The following is a 26,334-nucleotide window of genomic DNA, read 5'->3' on the forward strand; positions in this document are numbered from 1 at the left end:
GCCGGCGCGGCGCTGCAGGGCGCGGATGCGCGCGAGGAGCTCCGGGTAGGCGAACGGCTTGGTCAGATAGTCGTCCGCGCCCAGGTCGAGCCCGCTGACCCTGTCGCTGACGTCGGCCGCGGCGGTGAGCATGATCACGGCGACGGGGATGCGGTTCGCGGCGATCGTCGCCATCACCGCGTCTCCGGACAGGACGGGCAGGTCGCGGTCGAGCAGGACGATGTCGATGTCCGTGTCGGCCAGCGCCTTGAGCGCCTCGACGCCCGTCATGGCCACGTCGGTCGCATACCCCTCGTAGCGCAGCGCGTCATCCAACGCGGCCGCCAGCTCACGGTCGTCCTCGACGATCAGTATCCGCATGCTTCCCCACGCTCCTTGTCCCCGTGCTTCCGACGGCGTCCTGCGGTCCGTCCTTTCCGTATCGCCATTATCCTCCCGCGGCGACGGTAAGGCGAGGGTAAGGGAGGTTCCCACCGATACGGCACCGTCGACGAGCTGCTATCCGGCGATCATGCGCGAGGTCGCAAAGGGACTACTATGGGAATACGGCCACGCATGACGGCCGGATGGAGTGAAGGAGCACCACCATGGGCACGGTCACACCCACATTCCACGCGGGCATAACACGTAGGATCATCGCATCGGCGCTCGCCGCCGCATGCCTGCTTGGGGCGGCGGCATGCTCGACGAAGCCGGACACCGACACGTCCGGCACCGGCGCCACGGGCGCGACCGGCGCAGGCGCCGGCATCAGCGACGCCGCGAAAGCCGAGAACGACCATCTGGAGGACACCGCCAAACGGTTCGTCGCCTGCCTGACCGACAAGGGCATCGACGCGAAAACCGTCGAATCGTACTCGATCGCCACCTCGAGCATGGCCGCGAAGGACATACCAAAGTCCACCGTCGTCGTCCGGAGACTCGACCAATCCGGCAACACGGCCGGCACGGACACCACGGACGAGAACGGCACGGACAGCCTGTTTTGCTGTAGTTTGATTTGCGGATATTTGGGTTAGTTACTATAATTATAGTATTTAAGGGGGTGTTTCTGGAATGGTCAAGTATCTCCGCAGGGCAGAGGCCGCCGAACGCATGCATCTTTCCGTTGCGGCGTTCAAGCTGATCGTCGCCAACGGCGGCGTCCGTTACGAACTCACCCCGGGAGGTCAGAAGGTGTATGACCCGCATGAGATCGACCGGTACATGGCTGAAAAACAGGGAATAGCCATGCCGGAAGGCAAGCTCGTGTTCTACGTGCGCGACAGCGAGGGGAACATCTCACGCATGAACACGCAGGTCGAACGGTTGACCGTCGCCTACGGGGAACCGGCCAAGGTGTACCGGGATCGCGCGTCCGGGTTGAACGAGCGTCGCAAGGGGCTTGCCAGACTGTTGGACGACGCGGAGAACCACATGTTCGACCGGGTCGCGGTCACCGCGAGGGACCGGCTGTCACGGTTCGGGGCCGCGTATCTGGAACGGCACTTGAACTATCTGGGCGTGAGACTGGTCGTGTTGGACGGGGAGCGCGAGAAGGGCACGATGGACGAGCTGATGGATGATTTCATGAGCCTGCTCGCCTCGTTCTCCGGCCGGTTCTACAGGCTGCGTTCGGTCGAACATCAGCGGCTTTTGCTGGAAAAGGCGGAACGACGACTGGACGGGGAGGTGGACGCCGATGAGCGGGAGGGGTGAGATCGCGTGCGGCGCGCCCGGATTGGAGCCGGTGCTCGTCCGCGATTCCGGTACCGGCGTGGAGTTGGATCCGGAGGAGTATGAGGCGTTGTTCTGGTCTCATCTCGACCATGCGCGCCGCTGCCAGAACATGATGATCCGGATGAACGACGATATAACCACCAGGTGACGGTTTCGGCAACGAGTGGGCGCGCAGGAACGTGCGGCTCGTCTCGCTGCCAGCTTCGTTCCGTAATCTCTCGCATCAGAACCGTGTGAACCAGTGCGAGACCGCTCGTCTGGTGCTCGCATGGCGGAAACGCGAACAGGTCGCGGACGCTTGGACGAGCTCGGCTGGGGTACCGCCTCCTGCGAGGATGTGTCGGACCGTCTGGGCGTGAAGGTCGACCCGCAGTTGTTCGCGAACGTGTCCGCGCATGGGGGCCATTCCGATCTGCCGACCGTGACCCGCGCCCGCTTCCCCTATGACCAGTCGAACAACAACTCCTGTCGCCAGGGCGAACCTGATGCGCGGGAGGGGCTGGTCACGTACCGGCGTATGGCGGTCGCCGGCAGGTTCCTCGACGTCACCTTATCGTTCCCGCGTCTTCGCGAACGGTATCCGGGCATGGTTCGCATATCCCGTCCCACCATGCGCAGGATGAGGGATGGCCGTATCGTGTTCGACGTGACCGTGTTCACCGCGAGACGTGAGACGGGTGACGTGTCCAAGACGCCGCATGTGGTGGGTTTCGATTTCAACGCTGACTGGCATGGCGGCATCAGCGGCGCGCGACTCTCCTACAACGGTCTCGTGGGCCGCGAACTGGTGGCCGGCGTGGACACGATCCGACAGCAGCGTTCACTGGAACGCCTCTACGTGGAGTACCGGAGGTGTCTCGGGAAGCTGAAACGGCTCATGCCGTGGCAACGCCCATCCGACCCCGACGATCCCGCACAGGTGGAGGCGCACCCCCGTTGGAGGCGCCTGTACGAGCAGTCATTGCTCCTGCGCGACAAGATGTACCGGATCAAGAACCTGTTGGACTGGCGTTACGCGCATGACATCATCGACCACGCACGGCCCGGCGAGCTGATCGCCGTGGAACGACTGGACATGTTCGACGCTTCCGGACGATACGAGTTCCGGCACGGCAGGCAACTCGACAGGCTCGACCATGTGGCGGCCAAGAAGGGTCGCAGGGTCGTCAAGGTCAATCCCGCGCACACGTCCGACACTTGCCCATGGTGCGGAACCCGTATCCCGGACCTCGGCAAGGCACGCGAATACCGGTGCCCCGGATGCTGCAGACTCGTGCGACGCGACTATGGGGCCGCTGTCAACATCGCTTCACGCGGATGCCGGTACCTGGGCCACCGGAAAACCGAACCCACCCCGCCAAAGGGACGCCCCACCAGGAAACGCCCCAAATTGACAAGGAAACGACACTCGGGTGTCGACCATGAACACTCGTCAGGAACCGGCAAGGGGCCGGCCTCCTTCCACACCATAGGGCAACCGGGCGTGGTGACGGCGATTATCCGGAATACAAGGAAGCGGACAACCACGAGAACATCGTCCGGAGTTGCCACGCGGCTGCGGCAGGAACCGCAACTACCTCATTCCAGATAACCCTGTATCCCAACGTCCGACTGCACGCCACCGACGACGACGGCCTATGGATCGGCTTCACGACATCGGCCGAACTCGCCGGCACCCCCTACGCCGCCAAGCAACAGGACTACGCCGCCTGCGAACAGGCCAACCCCGACTTCGCACAGCCGCCGTTCTCGGGAAGCCAGCACGCCGACCCCGAAGTGGCGCTGGCCGAACTCAACTTCGCCCGCAAGGCGCGCGCCGCCGGATTCGACTGGTATCCCGACCCCGACCCCACCAACACGGGAACGCACGCCAGCGTGATCATCCCCGAGACCACCTCCAAGGAGGAGTTCAGACGGTTCCTGCGCACCTACAAGGGCGACGACTGGCCCACCTACAACGGCGTGCCCTTCGGCATAACGTGGAGCGAGAACCTCAACGACGTGTACTGCGAATTCAACCCCGGCACCGGCTGCGACGCCACCGACGCACAGCAGTAGAACAGCTCGCAACCATCCGACGCAGGTAAGCCGAAGGTAAACCCGACCCACACCGACACGCGACGAAGCACCCGGTTGAATGGGACACGACACCACCCGACCACACGCCCCAACGGACAACCACCCAAGGAGACCCGTGATGACCCGCAACCGACCCCTCACCGCAACCACGGCGGCCGCCGTATCGGCCGCCATCCTCCTCACGCTCGCCGCCTGCGCCGGCCCGGCATCCGACACCGCGGCCACCGGTGTCGGAGACGACGCCAACGCCGCCGGCACCGCCAGCAACCTCCCCGTCGACGAAACCGCACGCAGATTCGTCGCCTGCCTCACCTCCAAAGGCCTCGACGTGAGAACCGACGTCGGCCCCGGCGCACCCGACGCATCCGGCAAAGCCAAAGCCCCCACCGTCAGGAACATGGCCGAACTGCGCATGATCGACCGCACCGGCAACCCCGTCACCACCGACGACACCGGCATGAGCATCGGCACCGACAGCGCCACCCAGCAGCTCTACGCCAACGCCATGTTCACCTCGCTCGACAACGGCACCGTATGGGTCGCCTTCAAGGACTCCACCGCGCTCGCCGGCACCCCATACGAGTCGAAGCGGGCCGACTACGCGGACTGCGAGGCGAAGCACCCGAACTTCTCCCAACCCGCGCAGGACCTCGCCTCGGGCCAGCCCACGTACAGCGAGGAGGACAAACGCGCCGCGCTCGACTTCGCGAGGAAGGCGCGCGACAAGGGCTTCGGCTGGGTCGCGGACCCGAGCGGCGACGAGCCGACCACGATCCTCATCCCACGGACCGTGAAGGCCGACGAGCTCAGACGCTTCTTCAGGGAATGCCCGGTCGGGGACACGCGTATCAGCTTCGGATTCGACGGCACGCCCGAGGAGTTCGGCTACGACTACATGAAGGTGATGGACGAGGCGAACGGCGCCGACGGGGCGATGACCGCGCAATGACGGCCGGGTCGACGACCACGCGAACGACCGCACATAAGCACATAAGACAGCACACGCAGGAGGGGACCACGATGACACGGACGGAAGCAAGACGGATCGGCAGGATGCGCAGGATCATCACCGTGATCGCCACATGCGTCGCGGTCGCGGGGCTCATCGCCGTGTGCGCGATCACCAAACCGTGGACGCTGATCGCCGGCATGACCGGCTCAGGCGGCACGGGGACGTTGTCCTCATCGTCGACGGGCGCGCATGCCTCGTCCGGCACGAGCGTCGACGTGAGCACGCTGCGCACCCAGCCGGTTACCACAGGCGTCCTCAACGCCGAAACCCGGCTCGGCGGCACCCTCCAATACGACGAACCATCCGAATTCCAGCCGGCTACCGGCACCATCACCCAACTGCCCACGCCCGGCGCCGAAATCGCCACCGGCCAGCAGGTATACGAGATGGACGGCGTGACCGTGCCGCTGTTCCACGGCGCACGCCCGTTCTGGCGCACCCTCCAGGTGGACGTGCCCGACGGGCCCGACGTCACCCAACTCGAAACGAACCTGCAGGAACTCGGCTACTTCAAGGCCGCCCCCAACGCGCACTTCGACTGGCGCACCCGCGAAGCCATACGTCAATGGCAGGCCAAAACCCTCGGACTGACAGGCGACCGGGTGACCGGCGTCTTCGAGCCCGGATCCGTGGCGCTCGCCGCGACCGCCCCCATACGCATCAAAACCGTCACCGCCAGACTCGGCGAAACCAACGTGAGCCCCGGCACATACACCGGCGTGGCATTGCACGTCGAGGCCACACTCACCGCCACACAGGCCGCCACGTTCAAAGCGGGCGACAAGGTGCAGGTCATCCTGCCGAACAACACGACCATCGACACCGCGCTCGCCGCCGTCGACCAGGGCGGTCAGTCCACCGGCGAGGACGGGCAGGTCACCTCGCCGTCGGCGCGCGTCGACTTCCCCGACCAGACGCAGGTGGCGAGCTTCGGCGCGACCTCCGTGCAGCTCGTCATCCCGAACGCGACGAACGCGAACACCGCGGAGACGCTGATCGTGCCCGTCACCGCGATCATCGCCTCCGCCGGCAACACATACGCGGTCGACGTGGTGCGCGGTCAGCGGCTCGAACGTATCCCCGTCGAACTCGGCCTCGTCGCGAACGCGCAGGTGCAGCTGACCCGCGCCGACGGATTCAAGGCCGGCGACAAGGTGGTCGTCTCATGACCGCCCTGCTCGAACTCGACCGGGCCACGAAAAGCTATCCGGGACGGGACGCCGGCCCGCTGGAGATCCTGCACCCCACATCGCTCGCGATCGAGCACGGCGAACGGATCGCGATCGTCGGACCGTCCGGCTCGGGCAAATCGACGCTCCTGTCCCTTCTGGGCACGCTCGACATGCCCTCCACGGGAACCCTGCGCTACGATGGCGAGGACGTCGCGGCCATGGGGGAGCGGCGCCGCAGCGCCCTGCGCGCGACACGCATCGGCTTCGTGTTCCAGCAGTTCCACCTGATCCCCACCGTCTGCGCGCTCGAGAACGTGACGACCGGACTGCAATACACGACCCTCCCGAGACGCGACCGTCGCATACGCGCCATCGAGGCCCTGCAGCGGGTCGGACTGGGCGAACGCCTGCGACACCGGCCGCCGCAGCTCTCCGGCGGCGAACAGCAGCGCGTGGCCATCGCCCGCGCGCTCGCCAAAAACCCGGACGTGATCTTCACCGACGAGCCGACCGGCGCGCTCGACACCGCCACCGGGCACGCGATCATCGACCTGCTGCTGGACGCGGCGGACGACGGGGCGAGCCTCGTGGTCGTCACCCACGACCCGTTCATCGCCGCCCGATTCCCGAGACGGCTGCACATCCAGGACGGCGTCGTGACCGAACTGCCGCGTAACACACGGCACGATGGCACGGACGCCGACGAGACCGAGGGGAGGAGCGCATGACCGACATCACACGAACGGCACGCCCGTCGGGACGCCCGCCGACCACGCGATTCGCGGACCTCATGCACACGGCATGGATCGGAGCCACCGGGCGCATGTCCCGCACGGTGCTCGCCGCGTTGGGCATCGCGCTCGGCGTGGCCGCATACGTGGCGCTCTCCGGCATCGCCGCGTCGAACCAGGCGGCTTTGCTTGCCCGTCTAGACGCGCTCGGCGCGAACCTGCAGGTCGTGTCTGAGGGGCGTGACGCCGCACAGCAGCCCATCCCCCTACCCGAGTACGCGCCCGAGACCATCGCACGCCAGCCGCAGGTGGAACGGGTGGGCGTGTTCGACACGGCGCCCGAGAACGCAAGGATCTTCAAGAACGAGTTCGTGCCCAAGTCCAACGGCAATGCCCTGGCGCTGACGGTCATGCGGCCGGGCGCTCTGGACGCCGTCGGGGCGAGGGTCGCGCAGGGGCATGGCATCGACGAGAACAACCAGCATCTGCCCGTGGCGGTGCTCGGCTCCGAGGCCGCCTACCGGCTCGGCGTCACCGAGGTCGGCGACCGCGTCCTCATCGACGACGCATGGTATGGGATCGTCGGTATCCTCGCCCCGGTGCCGCAGGCGCAGAACCTCGACTCGTCGGTCATCGTCGGCTCGGCGCAGGCGAAGGCCAGTCACCCGGATCAGGCCGAGGCGATCGGCCGGATCAGCGCGATCTACGTACGCACCAGACCGGGCAACGCGGAGACGCTGCGCCGCATGCTCGCCCACGCGGCGAACCTGACCGGCGCCAACGTGTCCGTCAACGCGTCGGCAGACCTGTCCGAGGCGCGAAACACCACCGACGACTCCCTCAACACGCTGGGGATGATGATCGGCGCGATCGCGCTGGTCGTGGGCGGCATGAGCATCGCCAACATGATGATCGTCACCGTGATGGAGCGCCGCGGCGAGATCGGCCTGAGACGTGCGCTCGGCGCGACGCCGGGCGCGATCCGCATGCAATTCGTCACCGAGGCGGCCATGCTCTCCGCGTTCGGTGGTCTCGCCGGCGTGACGCTCGGCGCCGGCGCGGCGTTCGGCTTCGCGATATGGGCGGGACAGCCGGCCGTGCTGGAATGGGGGACGCTGCCCGCCGCGTGGGTCGCGGCCGTGCTCGTCGGCGCGCTCGCCGGCATCTACCCGGCGTCGAGGGCCGCGAGACTCACCCCCACCGAGGCGCTGCGAGGGGAGTAGACCTGTCCTGACGCCATATGCCGCGCACCGCAATCGTCGCGGGTTTCCGATGCGGCGGCCTCGCGGGTCCTCGGCATATCGCCGGTGATGATTTCAGTCATCGGCAATCCAGCCATCGACGTCGACCACCTTGCCGAATTCGTCCTTCAGTCGATTGGCGGATTGTTCATCGGCGGCGGGAGCGACATACATGCCGACATCATCGTTCCGGTCACCGTGGATGTCGATGAACAGTGATGATCCATCGGCGGACAGCACTCCACTTACCTGCGTCATCCTCATTTCATATACAGGTGCGGGGTATTCCACCCAGAAACCATTGAATATCGAAGTTGCATCCTCGGTGGAGGAACGGGTGACATCCTGTATGATCCATAGCTTTCTGTCAATATCCTGATCAACCACAATGTCCCCGCTGTCTTTCCGGGCTATAGCGATATGGCCCGTGAGCCGGTCATCCCGAAATGCATAGCGCAATCGCGTCGCATCGAATGAAATCGTATACGAGGTGGCACCACCTGCATTCGCGTCGACTCGGTATGCGTCGCCATCGATGCGAATGCGCTGCGGCCAGGGTATGTAATACAACAGCAATCCGGCAACGATCAATCCGGCAACCGTCAATATGATGATCGCCGTCACTCGCTCCCGGCGCCTCTTTTGGGGAGTCTTCTCCATCATGCCGCCCCTTTGCGATCCTGTCCCGCGCAGAAGCCACGCCGCCTTCCGCTGATGTCAATTCAATATAGTGTAGCTGAATCTGAAGCGGTCTGATGGGCTTGCTGCGTCATCCACAATATTGAGTACCGTTCTATGAGACTTTCTCGATGGCATCGGCCTCGATGCTGCCGATGTCATCGCGGAGATCGGGCATGGGCTTGGCCAAGGAGGGCGACGAGCCCTTCGAGCGGAGAGAAAGACACTTCACTGGGAGTGCTCTATCGCCGCGTAGGGCAACTGGAGACACACGTCCCCGGCAATGTTTGTTCGGCGGCGTGGAAAAACACCCCAACGGCTGTCCCGCGCGCATCGAAAAACGGCGGAAAACCCGTGCTCCCGGAAGCCGGAAACACTGGAATTCCGCCGTTTTGCAGGGGGTGTTACCCCTACTTGCTGACGTTGAACTTGAACTCGACGATGTCGCCGTCCTGCATCACGTAGTCACGGCCCTCCTGACGGAGCTTGCCCTCCTCCTTGATCTGCGCCATCGAGCCGTTCGCGGCCACGAAGTCGTCGTAGGAGACGATGTCGGCCTTGATGAAACCCTTCTCGAAGTCGGTGTGGATCACGCCGGCGGCCTGCGGTGCGGTCCAGCCCTTGTGAATCTGCCAGGCGCGCACCTCCTTTTCGCCGGCGGTCAGGAACGTCTGGAGACCGAGGATGTCGAAGCCGACACGGGCCAGCTGATCGAGGCCGGACTCCTTGAGGCCCGCGTCCTCGAGCATCTCGCGGGCGTCCGCCTCGTCCAGATCGGTCAGGTCGGCCTCGAACTGGGCGTTGAGGAACACGGCCGGCGCCGGGGCCACGGAGGCGGAGAGCTTGGTCTTGAGCTCGTCGTTGGCCAGCTCGTCGTCGTCCACGTTGAACACGTAGATGAACGGCTTGGCGGTCATCAGGTGCAGGTCGTAGACGGAGTCCTTGTCGAAGCGGCCCTCGCGGGCGGCCTTGTCGAGCGTCTCGCCGTTCTCGAGGATCGTCTTCGCCTCCTTGACGGCGTCGAAGTACTCCTTCTCGATCTTCTTGCCCCTGAGGTCCTTCTCCAGCTTGGGCAGCGCGTTCTCGATGGTCTGCAGGTCGGCGAGGATCAGCTCGGTGTTGATCGTGTCGATGTCGTCGGCCGGATCGACCTTGCCGTTGACGTGCACGATGTCGTCGTCCTTGAACGCGCGCACGACCTCACAGATCGCGTCGGCCTCGCGGATGTTCGCGAGGAACTTGTTGCCCAGGCCCTCGCCTTCGGAGGCGCCCTTGACGATGCCGGCGATGTCGACGAACGTGACGGTGGCGGGCACGATCTTCTCGGTGTGCACCAGCTTGGCGAGCACCGGCAGACGATCGTCCGGCAGCGGCACGATGCCGGTGTTCGGCTCGATGGTGGCGAACGGGTAGTTCTCCGCCAGGACGTTGTTGCGGGTGAGCGCGTTGAACATGGTGGACTTGCCGACGTTCGGCAGTCCGACGATTCCGATAGTTAAAGACATGCCTTCCAGTCTAAGGCGGAAAGCGACAAGCGCCGTCCGGTTCGTGGCAGGACTCGTGGCAGCGTCGTGGACCACGTGTCGGACGGCGCCGATTCGGAACAATCGATGGCGGGATATAAACGCCGCTCATAGCCGAGGGCGGGGAGAGACCTCGTCACCCCTCTGGCAGATGCCGTACAGGAGGGTGTGAAACCGTTGCAACCGTTGGGATCATGCGGTGTCGCACATGTCGTGCAGAACGTCCCGTGCATGCATCCGCTGTCTGCGCATCCCGCCGCCCCGGACGTGTGCGAGCGCACGGACGACGAAACGGCCGTGCGGGAAGCCGCTACGCTGGGTGCCATCGAAGCAATCGCAAAGACCCCGCGCCACAACGTGCGGGCGAGGAGAGAGAAGGACGCGCGAACCGTGTGCGTCAACGACATCGAAGACATCGAAACGGGAACGGGAAGGAGGGACGATCTGTGAGCTGGGCTGCCATCTTGTCGGCGCTGCCGATCTTCGAGAAGGCGTTCGTCGTCACGCTGCGGCTGTCCGCGATCAGCGTGACGCTGGCCGCGGTGCTGGGACTCGTCCTCGCGCTGGTGCGTGAATACCGGGTGCCGGTCCTCGCGCAGGCGAGCTCCGTATTCGAGGAGCTGTTCCGCAACACCCCGCTGCTGATCCAGCTGTTCTTCCTGTACTACGGATTGCCGTCCGTGGGCGTGAGGTGGAGCGCCGAGGCGTGCGCCGTGATCGGCATGTCGGTGTTCGGCTCGGCGTACATGTCCGGCGCGTTCACCGGCGGGTTCAGCGGCATCCCGCGCGTGCAGAAGGAGTCGGCGCGCGCTCTGGGACTCTCGCCGCTGCAGATGATCCGCCATGTGACCCTGCCGCAGGGGCTGACCCGAAGCGTGCCGGCGGTCGCCGCGAACGTGATCTTCATGGTCAAGGAGACCTCCGTGTTCACCGTGATCGCGGTACCGGAGCTGACCAACACGGCCCGCGACCTGATCGGCATGTACTACCGCAGCGACGAGTATCTGCTCATGCTGGTGGTCGCCTACGCGATCATCCTGATCCCGTTGTCGGTGCTGCTCACGCTGCTGGAAAGGAGGGTTCGTCGTGGTACTTTCGGCGATGACTGATCCGCTGCACGTGACGCTCGCATCCGGCATGGACGTGCTGTTCGTCGGCGATAATCTCACCCGTCTGCTGTCGGGCCTGGGCACATCCGTGACGGTGGCCGGACTGGCCCTGCTGGCCGGCATCCCGCTGGGCGTCGTCCTCGGCGCCCTGCGCACCCTGAGGAACCCGGTGCTGCGCGCCGTGCTGCGCCTGTATCTGGAGTTCTTCCGCATCGTGCCGACGCTGGTGCTGCTGTTCCTGTCCTACTACATCCTGCCCAGGGAGCTCGGCGTGCAGGTGGACGGCGTGACCGTCGCGGTCGTCGCGTTCGGCCTGTGGGTGTCGGCCGAGATCAGCGACATCGTGCGAGGCGCCCTGATCTCCGTGTCCGAGCATCAGGTCGACGCGGGACGGGCGCTGGGCATGAGCGGGCTGCAGCTGCTGTGGTACGTGCGTATCCCGCAGTCGGTCAACCTCATGATCCCGGCCGTCATCAACCTTGCGGCGCGCGTGATCATGACCACGTCGCTGCTGCTGCTCATCAGCGTCATCGACGTGGTCACCGTTGGCCAGCAGATCATGGAGGCCAACCGCATGACCCATCCGGACGCCGCGTTCTGGGTGTACGGATTCATCTTCTTCCTGTACTTCATCATCTGCTGGCCGCTGGCGATGATCGCCAGGGCACTCGAGAAGCGAGCCAAGGAGCGTAACAATGGCTGACAACACGCGAACGACCACGGCGCCCGGCGGCGTCACGCCGAACGAGGCGGGGGAGGAGCCGCTGCTCTCGGTACGCCATCTGCGCAAATCCTACGGCGACCATGAGGTCCTCAAGGACGTGAGCTTCGACGTGCACCGCGGTCAGGTGCTGGTGCTGCTCGGCCCCTCGGGCTCCGGCAAGTCCACCCTGATCCGATGCCTCAACGGCCTGGAGACCATCCAGGGCGGCGAGATCCGTTTCAAGGGCAGGATCGTGCCGAACAACAACGAACGGGCGTGGCGCGCGCTGCGCACCGAGATCGGCATGGTGTTCCAAAGCTACGACCTGTTCCCGAACCTCACGGTCGCCAAGAACATCGAACTTGGCCCGACCAAGGTGCAGAAGCGCGCCAAGGCCGAGGTAGACGAGCAGATGGACCGTCTGCTCCGGGACGTGCAGCTCACCGAATACAAGAACGCCTATCCGCGCGAGCTGTCCGGCGGGCAGAAACAGCGCATCGCCATCGTACGCGCCCTCGCGATGAACCCGGAGCTCATGCTCTTCGACGAGGTCACCGCATCGCTCGACCCCGAGATGGTCCGCGAGGTCTTGGAGCTCATGCTCCGACTCGCGAAACGGCACATGACGATGATCGTCGTCACCCACGAGATGGAGTTCGCCCGCCGCGTCGCCGACACCGTCATGTTCCTCGAGAACGGGGTGATCCTCGAACGCCAGTCCGGAGACGACTTCTTCACGCACCCGGCGACGGACCGCGCCAGAAGCTTCCTCGAAAGCATGTCGCCCGTCGGCGACGAATGACGGCACACCCATCACACGTACCCATCCGCAACAACCAGAAAACAACCAGAAAACACAGAAAAGAGAAGAGGAACCATCATGTTCAACCTCAAGCGCATCGCCGCCGGCGCACTCGCCGCCGTCACGCTGATCTCCGTCGCCGCATGCGGCAACGGTCCGGACCCGGCCGCAGCCGGCGCCTCAGGATCGGGATCGTCGTCATCGCAGCAGGGCCAGACCGTCGACGAGATCAAGAAGGCCGGCACCATCCGCATCGCCACGTTCGGCGACCTGCCGCCCTACGGCTACGTGAAGAACGACGGCACCCGTGCCGGATACGACGTCGCCCTCGGCAACCAGATCGGCAAGGACCTCGGCGTCAAGGTCGACTGGGTGCAGGTCAACGCCGACGGCCGCGTCGACTCGCTCAAGAGCGACAAGGTCGACCTCGTCCTCGCCAACTTCACCGTGACGGACGAACGCAAGCAGGTCGTCGACTTCGCCGAACCGTACATGAAGGTGTCCATCGGCGTCGTCTCCCCGGACAGCGCGAAGATCACCAGCGCCGACCAGCTCAAGGGCAAGGATCTGGCCGTGACCAAGGGCACCACCGCCGAAACGTACTTCACCGAGAACTACCCTGACGTGAATCTCCAGAAGTTCGACTCCAAGACCCAGCAGTTCCAGGCGTTCAAGGACGGCCGCGTGGCCGCGCTCGCCGACGACAACACGTACCTGTACGCGTGGGCCAAGGACAATCCGGGATTCACCGTGGGCGTCAAGACCCTCGGCGACGAGTCCACGATCGCGCCCGCGGTGAAGAAGGGCAACAAGAGCCTGCTCGACTGGACCAACAAGGAGATCAAGACCCTGACCGCCGACGGCTTCTTCGAGAAGGCGTACGAGAGCGAGCTCGCCCCGAGCTTCACCTCCGACATCAAGCCGGAGGACGTCATCATCAAGTGACGTCGCGTCGTCCCGCATCGGCCGCGGGCATCATCCGCATTCCATGATCGATGGGGCGGCGGTTTTTCCGATAATGCTCGGGAAAGCCGCCGCCCCATCGTCGTGCATGGACCCAGGTACCGGGGTGCGCGGTATCACGTGGCATAATCGTGACTCATGCGCATCGTCATCCAGAGAGTGTCACAGGCAGGCGTCGACGTCGTCAACGAGTTGGGCGAGGTCGACCCCACGTTCGAACCGCAGCAGATCGGCCCCGGATACATGATCCTGGTCGGCGTGGCCGATGCGGACGGCGACGCCGAGATCGCCTGGCTCGCCCACAAGGTGCTCAACCTGCGCGTGTTCGAGGACGAGCACGGCAGGATGAACCGCTCCATCCAGGACATCGGGGGCGAGATCCTGTCGATCTCTCAGTTCACGCTGTTCGCCGACGTGCACAAGGGCAATCGTCCCAGCTTCATCGCGGCGGGCGGGCCGGAGCATGCGGATCTCGTCTGGATCCGGTTCAACGAGGCGCTTCGTTCGGGAGGTCTCGTCGTCAGGGAGGGGCGTTTCGGCGCCCACATGCGCGTCGGACTGGTCAACGACGGCCCGGTCACCATCGTCGTCGACACCGACGTGGACATGCCGCACAGAACGTGAATCCCCCGAAAACCGTACCGTTCCCGCGTCGCGGCTTTCCCCGAACCGTCCGTTCCCCTATAGTGGGGCGTTGAGTGAAAGCGGGAAGCGCAAAGGGGAACGGCATGCGGGTGTTCGACTTCGACGGGACGATCTACGACGGGGAGAGCCTGTTCGACCTCTACCTGTTCAGCGCGAGATACGACATGAAGGTGTTCCGTCACATCGCCCCGGTGCTACGCTACGCGATCAAGTACAAGCTCGGTCGCGCCACGCTCGAGCAGATGGAGCGCGGCGTCGGCAAGGTGGCGCGCAGATATCTCAGGGACCTGTCCACGTCCAGGGGGATCGACGAGCTGCGCGCCAGCCGGCTCGACGCCGTCGCCAAAGCCGGGCTCGACGGGGACGTGATGGTCGCCGACGCCTCGGTCATCGGGGCCGACGATCTGACCGGCGGCCTGAAATCTCTGGTCAACGCGTTCTGGGACCGCAACATGCGCAAGATCAAGCCATGGTACGACCCACGCCCCGACGACGTGATCCTCACCGCCTCGTTCGACGTGACGGTGGGGGAGGCGTGCAGGCGACTCGGCGTCGAACGGCTCATCGCCTCGACCATCGACCCGGAGACGTTCGAGGTCACCTATCTCAACTTCAACACGAACAAGCCCAAGCGGCTGCGCCAGGTGCTGGGGCCGGACGCGGTGATCGACGAGTTCTACACCGACAGCAAGTTCGACCAGCCGATGATCGACATGGCGCGCAAGGGGTTCATGGTCAGAGGCGACGTCATCACCCAGGTGAAGTGAGCCGTCGCCGCATCCGGCGTGTCGCGTATTTGCCCTTCGAGCGCTTCAACGGCGTAGCGTGGAATCCGTAAAAGCCAATGTTCGACTTAAGGAGTGCCGATGAGCGAGACGATGAAAGCCGCGATCTTCGTGAAGCCGGGGGAGATGACCGTACGCGAGGTGCCGAAGGCGCGGATCGAACAGGTCGGAGACGCCGTTGTGCGCGTCGTGCGCGCCTGCGTATGCGGCTCCGACCTGTGGTATTTCCGAGGGCTGAGCGACCACCCGCACAGCAGTCAGATCGGCCATGAGGCGATCGGCGTGGTCGATGAGGTCGCAGACGCCGTCACGTCGGTCCGACCGGGCGATTTCGTCGTGCTGCCGTTCCCGTACAGCTGCGGCACATGCCCGGTGTGCAGGGCCGGCTTCGAATCGGTATGCCCGCACGGCGGATACTTCGGCGCCAGCCAGGCCGAGTACGTGCGCGTCCCCGAGGCCGACGGCACCGTCGTCAAGGTGCCCGGCTCACCCGAGGACTACGACGACGAGACGCTCGCCTCACTGCTCACGATCGCCGACGTGATGTCCACCGGATACCATGCGGCCGTATCCGCCGAGGTCAGGCCCGGCGACACCGCCGTGGTCATGGGCGACGGCGCGGTGGGCCTGTGCGGCGTACTGTCCGCCCGCATGCTCGGCGCCGGTCGCATCATCGCGATGAGCCGTCACGAGGACCGTGCGGCGCTCGCCCGCGAGTTCGGCGCGACCGACATCGTGGCGGAGCGCGACCAGGCCGCCGTCGACAGGGTGCTGTCGATGACCGGAGGCTACGGTGCGGACGCGGTGCTCGAATGCGTGGGCTCCAGACAGTCGTTCGACACGGCGCTGGGGCTCATCCGCCGCGGCGGCGTGATCGGCCGCGTCGGCCTTCCCCATGACGTTGAGATCAGCGCCGAGGGCACGTTCTACGGCAACATCGGCATCAAGGGTGGCCCCGCGCCGGTGCGCCACTACGATCTCGAGGCCGGGCTGCTCGACGCCGTGCTGGAGCACCGGATCGACCCTGGCCTCGTGTTCACCGGCATCTACGATCTCGACCATATCCAGGAGGCGTACGAGGCGATGGACCGTCGCGAGGCCATCAAGTCGCTGATCCGATTCTGATCGGGCATATACTGGCCGCATGGATGACGAACGGGACGGCATGGGATCAGGGGACGGGATGGCGCGGCGCGGGGGCGCGGGGCCGACGGCCATCGAGGTGCGGGGCGCTCGCGTGCACAATCTCAGGAATGTGGACGTCGATGTGCCGCTGCACGCGCTGACGGGCGTGGCCGGCGTCTCCGGCTCGGGCAAGAGCTCGCTCGCTTTGGGCGTGCTCTACGCCGAGGGGTCGCGGCGCTATCTCGAGGCGCTCTCCACGTACACGCGCCGACGGCTCACCCAGGCGTCGCGCGCGCAGGTGGACGAGGTGCTGCACGTCCCAGCCGCGTTGGCCCTGCATCAGCGTCCCGCCGTGCCGGGCGTCCGCTCCACGTTCGGCACGATGAGCGAACTGCTCAACAGCCTGCGTCTGCTGTTCTCCCGCGTCGGCTCGCACGTGTGCCCGCACTGCGGCACGCGCAACGAGCCCACGCTCGCCGTGGCCGCCGAACTGCCCATCACCTGCGCGGGATGCGACCGCGAGTTCCATGGTCCCGGTGCCGAAAGCCTCGCCTTCAACTCGGCCGGCGCGTGCCCCGCATGCTCCGGCACCGGCGTCGTGCGCGAGGTGAACCGTGCCGCCCTCGTGCCGGACGAGTCGAAGAGCATTGACGATGGTGCGGTCCTGCCGTGGGGCTCACTCATGTGGGATCTCATGAAGGACGTGTGCCGCGCGATGGGCGTGCGCACCGACGTGCCGTTCCGGGAGCTCACCCCCAAGGAGCGCGACATCGTGTTCGACGGCCCGGCCGTCAAGAAGCACATCCTCTACCGGTCGAGGAAGAGCGACGACTTCGCCGAACTCGACTTCACCTACTACAACGCCGTCCGCACCGTCGAGAACGCGCTTTCCAAGGCCAAGGACGAGAAGGGACTCAAGCGCGTCGCCCGGTTCCTCGAGGAGAGGCCGTGCACGGCATGCGGGGGAACCCGTCTGAGCGAGGCCGCGCGCGCCCCGCGGGTGTGCGGCGTCGATCTTGCCGAGGCGAGCGCGATGACGCTCGACGACGCCGTCTCCTGGGTGCGGAACGTACCTGCCTCGCTTGCTCCCGAGATGCGTCCGATGGCCACGAACATCGCGGAATCGTTCCTCGACGTGGCGCGTCGGCTGATGGAGCTGGGGCTCGGGTATCTCACGCTCGACCGCGCCGGTTCCACGCTGTCCACCGGCGAACGCCAGCGCGTGCAGCTGGCCCGCGCCGTGCGCAACCGCACCACCGGCGTGCTGTATGTGCTCGACGAGCCGTCGATCGGATTGCATCCGGCCAACGTCGACGGGCTGATCGGCGTGATGCGCGATCTCGTGGCGGACGGCAACACCGTGGTCGTCGTCGACCATGACGTGCGCGTGCTCGAGGCCTGCGACCATCTGATCGAGATGGGACCGGCAGCGGGTGCGGGCGGCGGCCGGGTGATCGCGCAGGGGTCGGTCGACGACGTCGCGCGCGCCGCCGCGCGGGGCAGCCGCATCGCGCCGTTCCTCCTCGAGAACGGCCCGGGGCGCGTACGCACGGGGATCGACGCCGATCGCATGTTCGATCTCGGCCGCATCCACATGCAGACGGGGCCGATTCACACGGTCAAACCGCTTTCGGTGGATGTCCCGTGCGGCAGGCTCGTCGTCGTGACCGGCGTGTCCGGATCGGGCAAGACGACGATGGTGCTGGAGTCGCTGATCCCCGCTCTGCGGGCGAATGCCGCGAAGGGCGCGGGGTCGGACTCGCCCGCGCCCATGCCCGACCATGTGCATGCGATCGAGTCGGACGGCATCATGCGTGCGAATCTCATCGACGCGACGCCGATCGGCGCGAACGTGCGCTCCACGGTCGCCACGTACGCCGGCGTCCATGATGATCTGCGACGGGCGTTCGCGCGTTCCGAGGCGGCGAAGGCGGGCGGCTGGAAGGCAGGCGACTTCTCCTACAACACCGGACGACTTCGCTGTCCGACCTGCGACGGCACCGGGTCGATCTCGCTCGACGTGCAGTTCCTGCCCGACGTGGACATCGCATGCCCCGACTGCCATGGCTCGCGTTATTCGCCCGAGGCGGACGGCATCCGACGCGTGACGGGGGACGGGCGTGAGCTGTCGCTGCCCGAATTCATGGCGATGAGCGTGGACGAGGCGCTGGAGGCGACCACGGACCTGCGCAGGGTGCATGCGCGTCTGACGACGCTGCACGATCTGGGGCTCGGATACCTCACGCTGGGCGAGCCGACCCCGTCCCTGTCCGGAGGGGAGGCGCAGCGACTCAAGCTCTCCGGCGAGATGGGGCGCGCCCAGTCGGACGCCGTGTTCGTCTTTGACGAGCCGACCATCGGCCTGCATCCGCTTGACGTGCGTGTCCTGCTCGGCGTCTTCGATCGTCTTGTCTCGGCGGGCGCGACCGTCGTCGTCATCGAACATGACCTCGACATGATCGCCAACGCCGACTGGATCATCGACATGGGACCGGGAGGCGGCGAGTCCGGAGGCAGGATCGTCGCCGTCGGCGCGCCGGCCGAGGTCGCCGCGAACCCGGCGAGCGTCACCGGACGGTACCTGAAGTGAGGAGACGTTTTGACCTCAAGCGCTTGAGACCCGTAGATTGCATGGTAATGGCGTGGGACATGCCAGACACAGATAAGGAGCATGAGCATGACGGTCACCGCATGGCATACCATTCACGAGGCGTCCCTGGCATCCGGACTGCCTGAGTCGACGTTGCGCTACTACGAGCAGATCGGCATCATCCCGCCGATCGCACGCGACCAGTCCGGGCGCCGTGCCTATTCGGACGCCGATCTGGAGCGACTGACGACGGTGGCGTGCCTGTCGGCGACGGGCATGCCTTTGGAATCGATGCGCGAGTATCTGCGCAACACGCAGGACGGCGCGGCGGGAGCGACCAGACAGATCGAGCTGCTCGACGCGCAGGCGCTGCGTCTCGCCGCCCGTGCCGAGGCGATCCGCATGCAGCAGGCGTACGTCTCGCTCAAGACCCTGTACTGGAGGGCGATCGCCGAAGGGCGCGAAACGGACGCCTCGGAGCTCATCGAGGAGCATCGTGACGTCATCGAACAGGTGAAACGACTGCAGAGCGGCGGTACGCCCGGCAAGTGACATTCGCCGCGATGCGGTCGGCACGGGGGGAGTACAGTACCATCCCGTGGTCAAGATGCGACAGGGAATCAGAAGGGCGTCGGCGGACGCGAAGTACCGTCAGATGACGCAAAGCCCGATCAGACCGCTGATCCTGCGGCTGTGCATTCCGGCGGTGATCTCGAATCTGGTGACCACCGCGTACAATCTCACCGACACGTACTTCATCGGGCAGCTGGGCACCTCGCAGTCCGGCGCGATCGGCATCGCGTTCTCGATCATGACCATCCTGCAGGCGCTCGGCTTCTTCTTCGGCAACGGCTCGGGCAATTCGATGAGCCGCGAGCTCGGCAAACGCAACAACGAGAGGGCGTCCCGTCTGCTCGCCATCGGATTCGCGGGCGCGTTCCTTTCCGGTCTGCTCGTGGCGATCATCTGCCTGTCGACGCTGCGACCGCTGGTCATGGCGCTCGGCTCCACCGCCACGATCGCGCCGTACGCCGTGACCTATCTGACGCCGATCCTCGTGGCGGCGCCGTGCGTGTGCGGTTCGTTCGCGCTGAACGGCCTGCTGCGCTATCAGGGTCAGTCCGCGTTCGGCATGATCGGACTGGTCTGCGGGGCGTTGCTCAACTTCCTGCTCGCCCCGCTGTTCATCTTCGTGCTCGGCCTCGGCATCTTCGGCGCGGGACTGGCCACCGGCATCTGCCAGACCGTGAGCTTCCTGATCCTGACCGTCATGAGCGCGAGGTTCGGCGTGCTGAAACTGTCGCTGCGCAACTGTCGTCCCGACCCGCTGCTGCTGCGCGAGATCGTCGGCGGAGGTTTGCCGTCGCTCGTTCGCCAGAGCGCCGGATCGATTGCCACCACCTGCGTGAACATCGCCGCGAACCCGTTCGGCGATGCCGTGATAGCCGGCATGGCCATCGTCATGCGCATCATGCTCGGAGCGAACTCGGTCATCATCGGACTCGGCCAGGGGTTCCAGCCGGTGTGCGGATACAACTACGGGGCGGGGAGGTTCGCCCGCGTGCGCGAGGCGTTCTGGTTCTGCGTGAAGCTGTCCACCGGCGTGCTGCTGGCGTTGGCGGTCGTCATCTGGGCCGTCGCCCCGCAGTTGGTCGAGATCTTCCGCTCCGATCCGGCGGTGATCGCCGTCGGAGTCGCGGCGCTGCATTTCCAGTGCGTGACGGTCGTGCTCAACGGCGTGAACATGATGGGCAACATGATCTCCCAGACGTTGGGGCAGACGGGCATCGCCTCGTTCCTCGCCGTGTGCCGAACCGGCCTGTACCTCGCGCCGATCGTGCTCGTCCTGCCGCATCTGATCGGCGTGACAGGCGTCGAGGCGGCGCAGTCCGTGGCCGACGTGCTCACGTTCGCCACCACGATCCCGTTCATGCGCCACATCCTCGGCAACGTGCTGAGGGACCGGACGTGAACCCGGCCATGCAGGTAAGCTAAAACCTATGAGCCTGATTGAGATGATGATCCTCGGATTCCTGTCCGAGCGGACGATGTGCGGCTACGAGCTGCGCAAGAAGATGGAGCAGCTGCAGGGCGACATGCGCCGGTTCAGCGACGGCGCCATCTACCCGGCCACCGCGCGTCTGGTCAGGGACGGGCTCATCTCGGAGCGCACCGATGTGCGCGACGGCCGTCAGCGTCACCTGTTCACGTTGGAGCCGGAAGGCCGAAAGCGGCTCGTTGAGGCTCTCAAGGATGCGGACGGGTTCACCATCACGGATTTCAACCGGTGGCGCGTGGTGCTCACCTTCCTGTCCGTCGTCCCCGACGAGACCGACCGCGAGGCGGTGCTGCGCCGCCGGTACGATCTGCTGTCCCGCGGCGACACGCATTTCTTCTACTGCGACGCCGGACATCCGATGACGATCGACCACATCGACGACCCGTATCGCAGGGGACTGATCAACGTGCATGACGCACAGGTCGAGGCCGAACTCTCCTGGCTGCGTTCGATGCTCGGTCTCGACGCCGAATAGCCGAGCAGCCTCCTCGCGGATCCGAATATGCGAGGTCCCTCGTGCGGGCAGGAAGCCGCGCGAGGGACCTCGCGTCTTTTAAGGTGATGCTCAGCGACGCCAGTGGCGACGATGGTAGTTGACGATGCGCTTGCCGCCGACGCCGGCCTTGCCGCCCGGACCCCACGGTCCGCGCGCCTCGGCCTTGAGCTGGGCGAGATGGTGCTTCATCGCCAGCAGCATGATGTGCGTGTCCTCGAGGCCCAGATGGCGTTCGGAATCGTCCTCGTGCAGCGATCCCTGACGTTTCGCATACGCGTCGAGACGATTGTCGCCGTCGGGATGGTCCTCGCTGGGGATGGAACCCTCATCCCACAGGCGGCTCATCGGCAGCGTGTCGATGATGGTGACGTGCCCGTTGCGGTATGCCTCGGCGTACCCCTTGACGTTGAGCATGAAGAAGCTGTGCTCGAACGTGGCCATGTGGGCAACGAACGGCTGCGAGGTGAGCCGCTTCAGCAGTTCGGCCTGCGCCTCGGGATCCTCGTCGAACAGGGGATAGGAGTCGCCGACGCGCTCCTTGATGTCGATGCCGGTCAGCTGGATGATGAACGGGTTGCCGTGCCGCGCGGCCTCGGGGGTGACGCCGAACGACCAGTGGTGCTGGTCGTAGGCGTCCCCGTCCTCGTAGTAGTCCTTGTCGTAGCGGTATCCGGTGGGAGCATCCGCGGGGCGGGGCGAGCGCATGTTCATGTATTCGAATCCGACGTCGATGATGTACGTGCGCGCGGGTTCGGTGCCGTTGGTCTCCAGGTCGATGCCCATGACCTTGTCGACGTCGCGTCCGGGCAGGAACACCTCGCGCCAGTAGTCCTTGGGACGGGCGGCGGCGTGCTCGGCCACATGCTCGGCGGCCGCATGGCGCGACTTCTCGAAGCGCTCCTCGGGTACGGCGGTCTCGTCGCGGTTGACCTGTTCGATCGTGGGGACCGCGGGGTTGTCGTCGTTGATGACGGGCTGGCCTTCGATCAGATAGTCGGGGCTGCCCTGGTCGGAGCTGGAGTCGGCGGGCGCGGATTCGTCCGGTCCCGCCTCGACGGAGCCGTAGGTCACCTCGTCGGCCTCGAACAGCGCCTGCTCGCGATGGCGTCGGGCCTCCTCGCGCTTGGCGCGGTCGGCCTTGCGCCGTTCGGCGCGCGCGTTGACGATCTCGGCGGTGCGGTCCTGGATGTCGTCGACGTCCACGTCCTCCCTGGCCGCGGTGAGCACCGGCACGGTGACGCGCTGGCGGTCCTCGTCGGCGACGGTCCACAGTCCTTCGGCGATGCCGCGGTCACGCAGCAGCTGGATCTGGTCGTTGAGCCTGCGATCCGCGTAGGCGAGCGCGCGCGGCAGCTCGTAGGTGGTGATGTGACGGTCGAAGTCGCGCATGAACGTCATGCTCATCTTCGCGATGATCGCCTCGAGCCGGTCGCGGATCTCGAGATCCGCCTTGAGCAGGTCGTGCACGTTCGAGGCGGCACCCGTCTCGTAGTCGGCCGGCGATGCCACGCCGATGCCGTGCTCCAGGTCGAGCGAGCGAACCCACTCCCAGTCGATGTCGTGATCGTCGGCGTCCCTGAGCATGATGTACGCCCACTGGTCGATGCTCGTCTTCGCCTCATTCAGCCACGAGCGGTCCACGACCGCGCCGACCGCATCCGCCATCCGCGTCCCCTCGGCGCCCGGCGCCGTCATCCTCGCATCGTTCGATTCGTTGTTGTCGTTGTTGTTTTCTTCGCTACCATACATGGATTCATTCTCCATGCCTCCCATGGTAGCGCCCGCAGTCGCCCTAGACCCATGGCGGATCGCAAACACCGGGTGAACAGGCTCCGGGGCGAACGGGCGGAACGGGACCGAGTCCACGGGAGAGGCGCGAGACGGCCGACATCGGTCATCTCGCGCCGCGCATGTCGGCCGACCGGAACTGATCGAGTGCGGTGAAGCAGGTGCGGTAGACCATCGCCATGATCAACCCGTCGGCGACGAGCGTGAGCGAGGCGATCGCGGCGAACACGACGAACTGGTATTTCGCGGCCTCCAGCGGGTCGCCACCGGCGATGACCTGACCGGCCATCATGCCCGGGATCGTGACGATGCCGCAGGAGGCGAGCGTCGCCATCGTCGGCAGCAGGCCCAGTCGGATCGACGAGACGATCGAGGGCCGCGCCGCCTCCCATGCGGTCGCGCCGAGCGCGAGCATCGTGTCGATCTCGTCGCGTCGTTCGTCCATGCTCTCGTAGAATCGGCTCAGTCCCACCGCGAGCGCGGAGACCGTGTTGCCCAGGAGCATGCCGGTCAGGGGAACGACCAGCTGCGGCGCATACCACGGGTGGGGGCGCACCACGAGTTCGGTGACCAGCGCGATCATGAGCAGCATCGTGATGGTCAGGCTCAGCAGCACGGGGCCCGCCAGCCCCTTCGGCACGCCCTTGGCGCGCGAGAGCGTGATCTGCACGGCGGCGACGAGCATCACGCCGATCGTGGCGAACACGAGAAACACGTTGTCCGCGCGGATCACATAGCCGACGACGAATCCCATCGCGCACAGCTGCAGCAGGGCGCGGCACGCCGACCACATGAGCGAACGCCCGATGCCCATGCGCATCAGGCCGCTCACGCCGGCGGCGACGGCCACCATCGCCAGGGCGACGACGAGACCCCATACGTCGATGTCATACGCGTTGCCGCTCATGCGACCGCCTCCTTATTCGCATCCTTCGCATCCGGATCCTTCACGAGGCTCCCGTCCCAGGACAGCACGCCGTGGGACAGCGTCACGATCCGCGAGGCGCGCCCGTCCGGCGGACGGTGCCGGATGCGCACGATCGCCATGCCATGCGCGGCGGCGTCGGACATGATCGAGGCGACCTTCTCGGCGTTCTCGTCGTCCAGACCGGCATCCACCTCGTCGGCGAGCAGCACCCTCGGCGACGTCAGCAGCGTCCTGGCCAGCGAGACACGCGCCGCCTGTCCGCCGGACAGGTCATGCGGGGCGCGCGTCAGATCGATGTCCGTGCAGCCCATCGCATCCAGCGTCGCCCGGATGCGCTCCTCGGGCAGCAGCCTCCGCGCGTTCGCCTCGCCGTCACGGAACAACGCCGCGAACCGGCCGAACAGTCCTCCCGGACGACGAGGGCCGTTCCCATCGCGCAGCCCTTCCCGTCCGTCCTCACCGCCGGCCCTCACCGACAGCATGAACGGCAGGCGGATCGCATCCGCCACCGTAGCCCCCGGCAGCACCGGCCTCTGCGGCAGATAGGCGACCTCGCGACGCCACCGCTGCGGCGTGAACCCGGACGAATCCCGCCCGTCCAACGCGAACGTGCCACGCGCATGCGGGTTCAGCAACGCGAACGCCGTCAGCAGGCTGCTCTTGCCCGAACCCGACGGCCCCACCAGATCGACGATCTCACGGGCGTCGATCGCGAAATCCAATCCCGAGAAAACCGTGCGCTCGCCGTCGGGCGACGGCACCGTGCACGACACCCCCTCGGCCGTGAATACGTGCGTCATATGCGTTTCATTCATATCAGCGCACGTTACCTTCCCCTCGGCCACGCGCCCAACCCGCAAGCGTTTCTTAGCGCGGTCTTAGACTCTGGAATGTCTGATATATCAAGGACAACCATAACGCCACCGCGATGGACGATGACGGATCATGCCGACGCCCGAGCCGGCACGAACAGCGAAAGGACGGACGCGCATGACGACGAACGACATGACCGACCCCGGCAGGCTCCTCATGCCCGCCATCCTGTTCCTCGAGGACGACCCCGACCTCGGGGCCATGACCGCCGAAATGCTCGGCGCCGACCACCGCGTCGACTGGGCGCGCACCGAACTCGAAGCCCGGAACCTCCTCAACACGAACCGCTACGACGCGCTCGTCGTCGACCGACGCCTGCCCGACGGCGACGGACTCGACCTCATCCGCGCCTTGAGGGCCAGCGGCGTCACCACACCCGCGCTGGTCCTCACCGCGCTCGCCGACGTCGACGACATCGTCAACGGCCTCGACGCCGGCGCCAACGACTACCTGACCAAACCCTTCCACTTCGCCGAACTCGAAGCCCGGCTGCGCGCCCTGCTGCGCGGATTCCACGCGCAGGCCTCATCCGCCATGATCGGCGACTGGCTGCTCAAACCCGACGCGAACGTCATCGAGGACCCCGACGGGCGCACGGTCCCGCTGACCGAGACCGAAACGAGGCTGCTCGCCGCGCTCGCCGCCGCCCCCGACCATGTATTCGGTCGGGAGGAGATCCTGCGCGCCGCCTTCTCGGATGGCTCCGACATCGGCGCCGTCGACGTGTACGTCTCGTACGTGCGCGGCAAGACCACGCGCCGCATCATCGACACGGTGCGCGGGCGCGGCTACCGCATCGGCAACCCGGAGGCGTGACATGCGTGGCATGATGGACAATCGAGAAGGCGCGCACGGGCGCATCGCCGGGCTCGTCAGCCTGCGCATGACCGTCGCGATGGCGGCCGTCACCATCCTCGGCGGCGTCCTGTTCGTCCTCGGCGTGCTGCTCGGCTCCCGCCACGAGTTCGCCGAACGCGGCATCGATCCGAACGCCATGAGCGTCACCGAACAGTTCGGCTCCGGCATGATGGTCATCGACACCAGGAAGGCCGTGGGGTTCACCGTCCTGTTCGTCCTCGGCGTCATCGTCGCGGTCGCCGTCATCGGCCGGTACTATTCGCGCAGGGAGGTCGCGCCGCTCGAACACGCGTTCGAACTGCAGAAGGATTTCGTCGCCGACGCGAGCCACGAGCTGAAGACCCCGCTCGCCGTCATCGCCACGCGCATCGACCTGATCGACTTCCGCCGCGCGCACGGCCAGCCCATCGACGGCCCGCTCGACGACCTGCGCGGCGACGTCGACCGCATGAACG

At 66.0% G+C, this 26,334-nt stretch carries 29 protein-coding genes; 23 read left to right on the forward strand and 6 right to left on the reverse strand.

All coding sequences use genetic code 11. The annotated features are described in order from the left end of the window. A partial coding sequence (locus BCAL_RS11100) for a response regulator transcription factor (protein WP_043260134.1) occupies positions 1-360 on the reverse strand: 360 nt, incomplete at its 3' end. Between the two features lie 227 nt (positions 361-587). On the opposite strand from BCAL_RS11100, the gene BCAL_RS11105 reads away from it, so the two are divergent. The 9 genes from BCAL_RS11105 (at position 588) to BCAL_RS11145 (ending at position 7,936) form a co-directional block, all read left to right on the forward strand. Beyond that, positions 588-1,019, forward strand: coding sequence for a hypothetical protein (locus tag BCAL_RS11105; protein ID WP_043164050.1), 432 nt, complete (start codon positions 588-590; stop codon positions 1,017-1,019). 37 nt (positions 1,020-1,056) lie between these two features. Further along, the gene (locus BCAL_RS11110; protein WP_043164048.1) at positions 1,057-1,698 is read left to right on the forward strand and encodes an IS607 family transposase; all 642 of its coding nucleotides are present in this window, start codon (positions 1,057-1,059) and stop codon (positions 1,696-1,698) included. Further along, complete coding sequence (locus BCAL_RS11115; RefSeq protein ID WP_043164046.1) at positions 1,682-1,867, forward strand: hypothetical protein; 186 nt, start codon at positions 1,682-1,684, stop codon at positions 1,865-1,867. The genes BCAL_RS11110 and BCAL_RS11115 overlap by 17 nt, the downstream gene beginning before the upstream one ends. A 120-nt stretch (positions 1,868-1,987) precedes the next feature. Beyond that, positions 1,988-3,310: a zinc ribbon domain-containing protein gene (locus BCAL_RS11120; RefSeq protein WP_081887450.1), complete on the forward strand. Its 1,323-nt coding sequence runs from the start codon at positions 1,988-1,990 to the stop codon at positions 3,308-3,310. Between the two features lie 185 nt (positions 3,311-3,495). Continuing rightward, a complete protein-coding gene (locus tag BCAL_RS11125) occupies positions 3,496-3,777 on the forward strand; it encodes a hypothetical protein (protein WP_043164041.1) in 282 nt (93 codons plus the stop codon). A 139-nt stretch (positions 3,778-3,916) separates the two neighbouring features. After that, on the forward strand, positions 3,917-4,747 hold the full coding sequence (locus tag BCAL_RS13425; RefSeq protein ID WP_043164040.1) for a hypothetical protein: 831 nt from the start codon (positions 3,917-3,919) through the stop codon (positions 4,745-4,747). 71 nt (positions 4,748-4,818) lie between these two features. Next, a complete protein-coding gene (locus BCAL_RS11135; RefSeq protein ID WP_160268277.1) occupies positions 4,819-5,979 on the forward strand; it encodes a peptidoglycan-binding domain-containing protein in 1,161 nt (386 codons plus the stop codon). After that, positions 5,976-6,710: an ABC transporter ATP-binding protein gene (locus tag BCAL_RS11140; protein WP_052118965.1), complete on the forward strand. Its 735-nt coding sequence runs from the start codon at positions 5,976-5,978 to the stop codon at positions 6,708-6,710. Before BCAL_RS11135 ends, BCAL_RS11140 begins: the two co-directional genes overlap by 4 nt. Then, a complete protein-coding gene (locus BCAL_RS11145) occupies positions 6,707-7,936 on the forward strand; it encodes an ABC transporter permease (protein WP_052118964.1) in 1,230 nt (409 codons plus the stop codon). Before BCAL_RS11140 ends, BCAL_RS11145 begins: the two co-directional genes overlap by 4 nt. 93 nt (positions 7,937-8,029) lie before the next feature. Here the strand turns inward: BCAL_RS11145 and BCAL_RS11150 are convergent, their stop codons facing one another. Beyond that, complete coding sequence (locus BCAL_RS11150; protein WP_043164036.1) at positions 8,030-8,617, reverse strand: hypothetical protein; 588 nt, start codon at positions 8,615-8,617, stop codon at positions 8,030-8,032. A 425-nt stretch (positions 8,618-9,042) separates the two neighbouring features. Then, entirely contained in the window at positions 9,043-10,137 is a 1,095-nt protein-coding gene (gene ychF / locus BCAL_RS11155; protein ID WP_043164033.1) for a redox-regulated ATPase YchF, read from the reverse strand. A gap of 249 nt (positions 10,138-10,386) precedes the next feature. Between ychF and BCAL_RS11160 the strand changes: the two genes are divergently transcribed. The 12 genes from BCAL_RS11160 to BCAL_RS11215 all read left to right on the forward strand — a co-directional run bounded on the left by BCAL_RS11160 (position 10,387) and on the right by BCAL_RS11215 (position 21,411). Then, positions 10,387-10,605 (forward strand): hypothetical protein, encoded by a 219-nt coding sequence (locus tag BCAL_RS11160; RefSeq protein ID WP_043164032.1) that lies wholly within the window; start codon positions 10,387-10,389, stop codon positions 10,603-10,605. Continuing rightward, positions 10,602-11,264: an amino acid ABC transporter permease gene (locus BCAL_RS11165; RefSeq protein WP_043164030.1), complete on the forward strand. Its 663-nt coding sequence runs from the start codon at positions 10,602-10,604 to the stop codon at positions 11,262-11,264. The genes BCAL_RS11160 and BCAL_RS11165 overlap by 4 nt, the downstream gene beginning before the upstream one ends. Then, complete coding sequence (locus tag BCAL_RS11170) at positions 11,257-11,967, forward strand: amino acid ABC transporter permease (RefSeq protein WP_043164028.1); 711 nt, start codon at positions 11,257-11,259, stop codon at positions 11,965-11,967. Before BCAL_RS11165 ends, BCAL_RS11170 begins: the two co-directional genes overlap by 8 nt. Then, the gene (locus tag BCAL_RS11175; RefSeq protein ID WP_274518259.1) at positions 11,960-12,769 is read left to right on the forward strand and encodes an amino acid ABC transporter ATP-binding protein; all 810 of its coding nucleotides are present in this window, start codon (positions 11,960-11,962) and stop codon (positions 12,767-12,769) included. Before BCAL_RS11170 ends, BCAL_RS11175 begins: the two co-directional genes overlap by 8 nt. A 78-nt stretch (positions 12,770-12,847) precedes the next feature. Then, positions 12,848-13,714 carry a transporter substrate-binding domain-containing protein gene (locus BCAL_RS11180; RefSeq protein ID WP_043164026.1) on the forward strand — a complete coding sequence of 289 codons (867 nt, stop codon included), beginning with the start codon at positions 12,848-12,850 and terminating at the stop codon, positions 13,712-13,714. Between the two features lie 156 nt (positions 13,715-13,870). After that, positions 13,871-14,356, forward strand: coding sequence for a D-aminoacyl-tRNA deacylase (gene dtd, locus BCAL_RS11185; protein WP_043164024.1), 486 nt, complete (start codon positions 13,871-13,873; stop codon positions 14,354-14,356). A gap of 104 nt (positions 14,357-14,460) precedes the next feature. Then, positions 14,461-15,144 (forward strand): haloacid dehalogenase-like hydrolase, encoded by a 684-nt coding sequence (locus tag BCAL_RS11190; RefSeq protein WP_043164022.1) that lies wholly within the window; start codon positions 14,461-14,463, stop codon positions 15,142-15,144. Between the two features lie 99 nt (positions 15,145-15,243). Continuing rightward, positions 15,244-16,287 (forward strand): zinc-dependent alcohol dehydrogenase family protein, encoded by a 1,044-nt coding sequence (locus BCAL_RS11195; protein WP_043164020.1) that lies wholly within the window; start codon positions 15,244-15,246, stop codon positions 16,285-16,287. A gap of 58 nt (positions 16,288-16,345) precedes the next feature. Next, positions 16,346-18,877, forward strand: coding sequence for an excinuclease ABC subunit UvrA (locus BCAL_RS11200; RefSeq protein ID WP_043164018.1), 2,532 nt, complete (start codon positions 16,346-16,348; stop codon positions 18,875-18,877). Positions 18,878-18,958: 81 nt separating this feature from the next. Then, complete coding sequence (locus BCAL_RS11205; RefSeq protein ID WP_081887453.1) at positions 18,959-19,429, forward strand: MerR family transcriptional regulator; 471 nt, start codon at positions 18,959-18,961, stop codon at positions 19,427-19,429. Between the two features lie 55 nt (positions 19,430-19,484). Continuing rightward, positions 19,485-20,849, forward strand: coding sequence for an MATE family efflux transporter (locus BCAL_RS11210; RefSeq protein WP_043164345.1), 1,365 nt, complete (start codon positions 19,485-19,487; stop codon positions 20,847-20,849). A 28-nt stretch (positions 20,850-20,877) separates the two neighbouring features. After that, a complete protein-coding gene (locus tag BCAL_RS11215) occupies positions 20,878-21,411 on the forward strand; it encodes a PadR family transcriptional regulator (protein ID WP_043164016.1) in 534 nt (177 codons plus the stop codon). Positions 21,412-21,501: 90 nt separating this feature from the next. Here the strand turns inward: BCAL_RS11215 and BCAL_RS13525 are convergent, their stop codons facing one another. From BCAL_RS13525 to BCAL_RS11230, 3 genes are all read right to left on the reverse strand, one after another. Then, positions 21,502-23,196, reverse strand: coding sequence for a PolC-type DNA polymerase III domain-containing protein (locus tag BCAL_RS13525; protein ID WP_193350925.1), 1,695 nt, complete (start codon positions 23,194-23,196; stop codon positions 21,502-21,504). A 130-nt stretch (positions 23,197-23,326) separates the two neighbouring features. Next, positions 23,327-24,127: an ABC transporter permease gene (locus BCAL_RS11225; protein ID WP_043164014.1), complete on the reverse strand. Its 801-nt coding sequence runs from the start codon at positions 24,125-24,127 to the stop codon at positions 23,327-23,329. Further along, complete coding sequence (locus BCAL_RS11230; protein ID WP_043164012.1) at positions 24,124-24,948, reverse strand: ABC transporter ATP-binding protein; 825 nt, start codon at positions 24,946-24,948, stop codon at positions 24,124-24,126. The genes BCAL_RS11225 and BCAL_RS11230 overlap by 4 nt, the downstream gene beginning before the upstream one ends. Before the next feature lie 190 nt (positions 24,949-25,138). On the opposite strand from BCAL_RS11230, the gene BCAL_RS11235 reads away from it, so the two are divergent. Both BCAL_RS11235 and BCAL_RS11240 read left to right on the forward strand, forming a co-directional pair. Continuing rightward, positions 25,139-25,837 (forward strand): response regulator transcription factor, encoded by a 699-nt coding sequence (locus BCAL_RS11235; RefSeq protein WP_202961963.1) that lies wholly within the window; start codon positions 25,139-25,141, stop codon positions 25,835-25,837. A gap of 10 nt (positions 25,838-25,847) precedes the next feature. Continuing rightward, positions 25,848-26,334 (forward strand): histidine kinase dimerization/phospho-acceptor domain-containing protein (locus tag BCAL_RS11240; RefSeq protein ID WP_338010560.1); only part of this gene is annotated, 487 nt, incomplete at its 3' end.

Origin of the sequence: Bifidobacterium callitrichos DSM 23973 (assembly GCF_000741175.1) — a bacterium.
GTDB lineage: Bacteria > Actinomycetota > Actinomycetes > Actinomycetales > Bifidobacteriaceae > Bifidobacterium > Bifidobacterium callitrichos.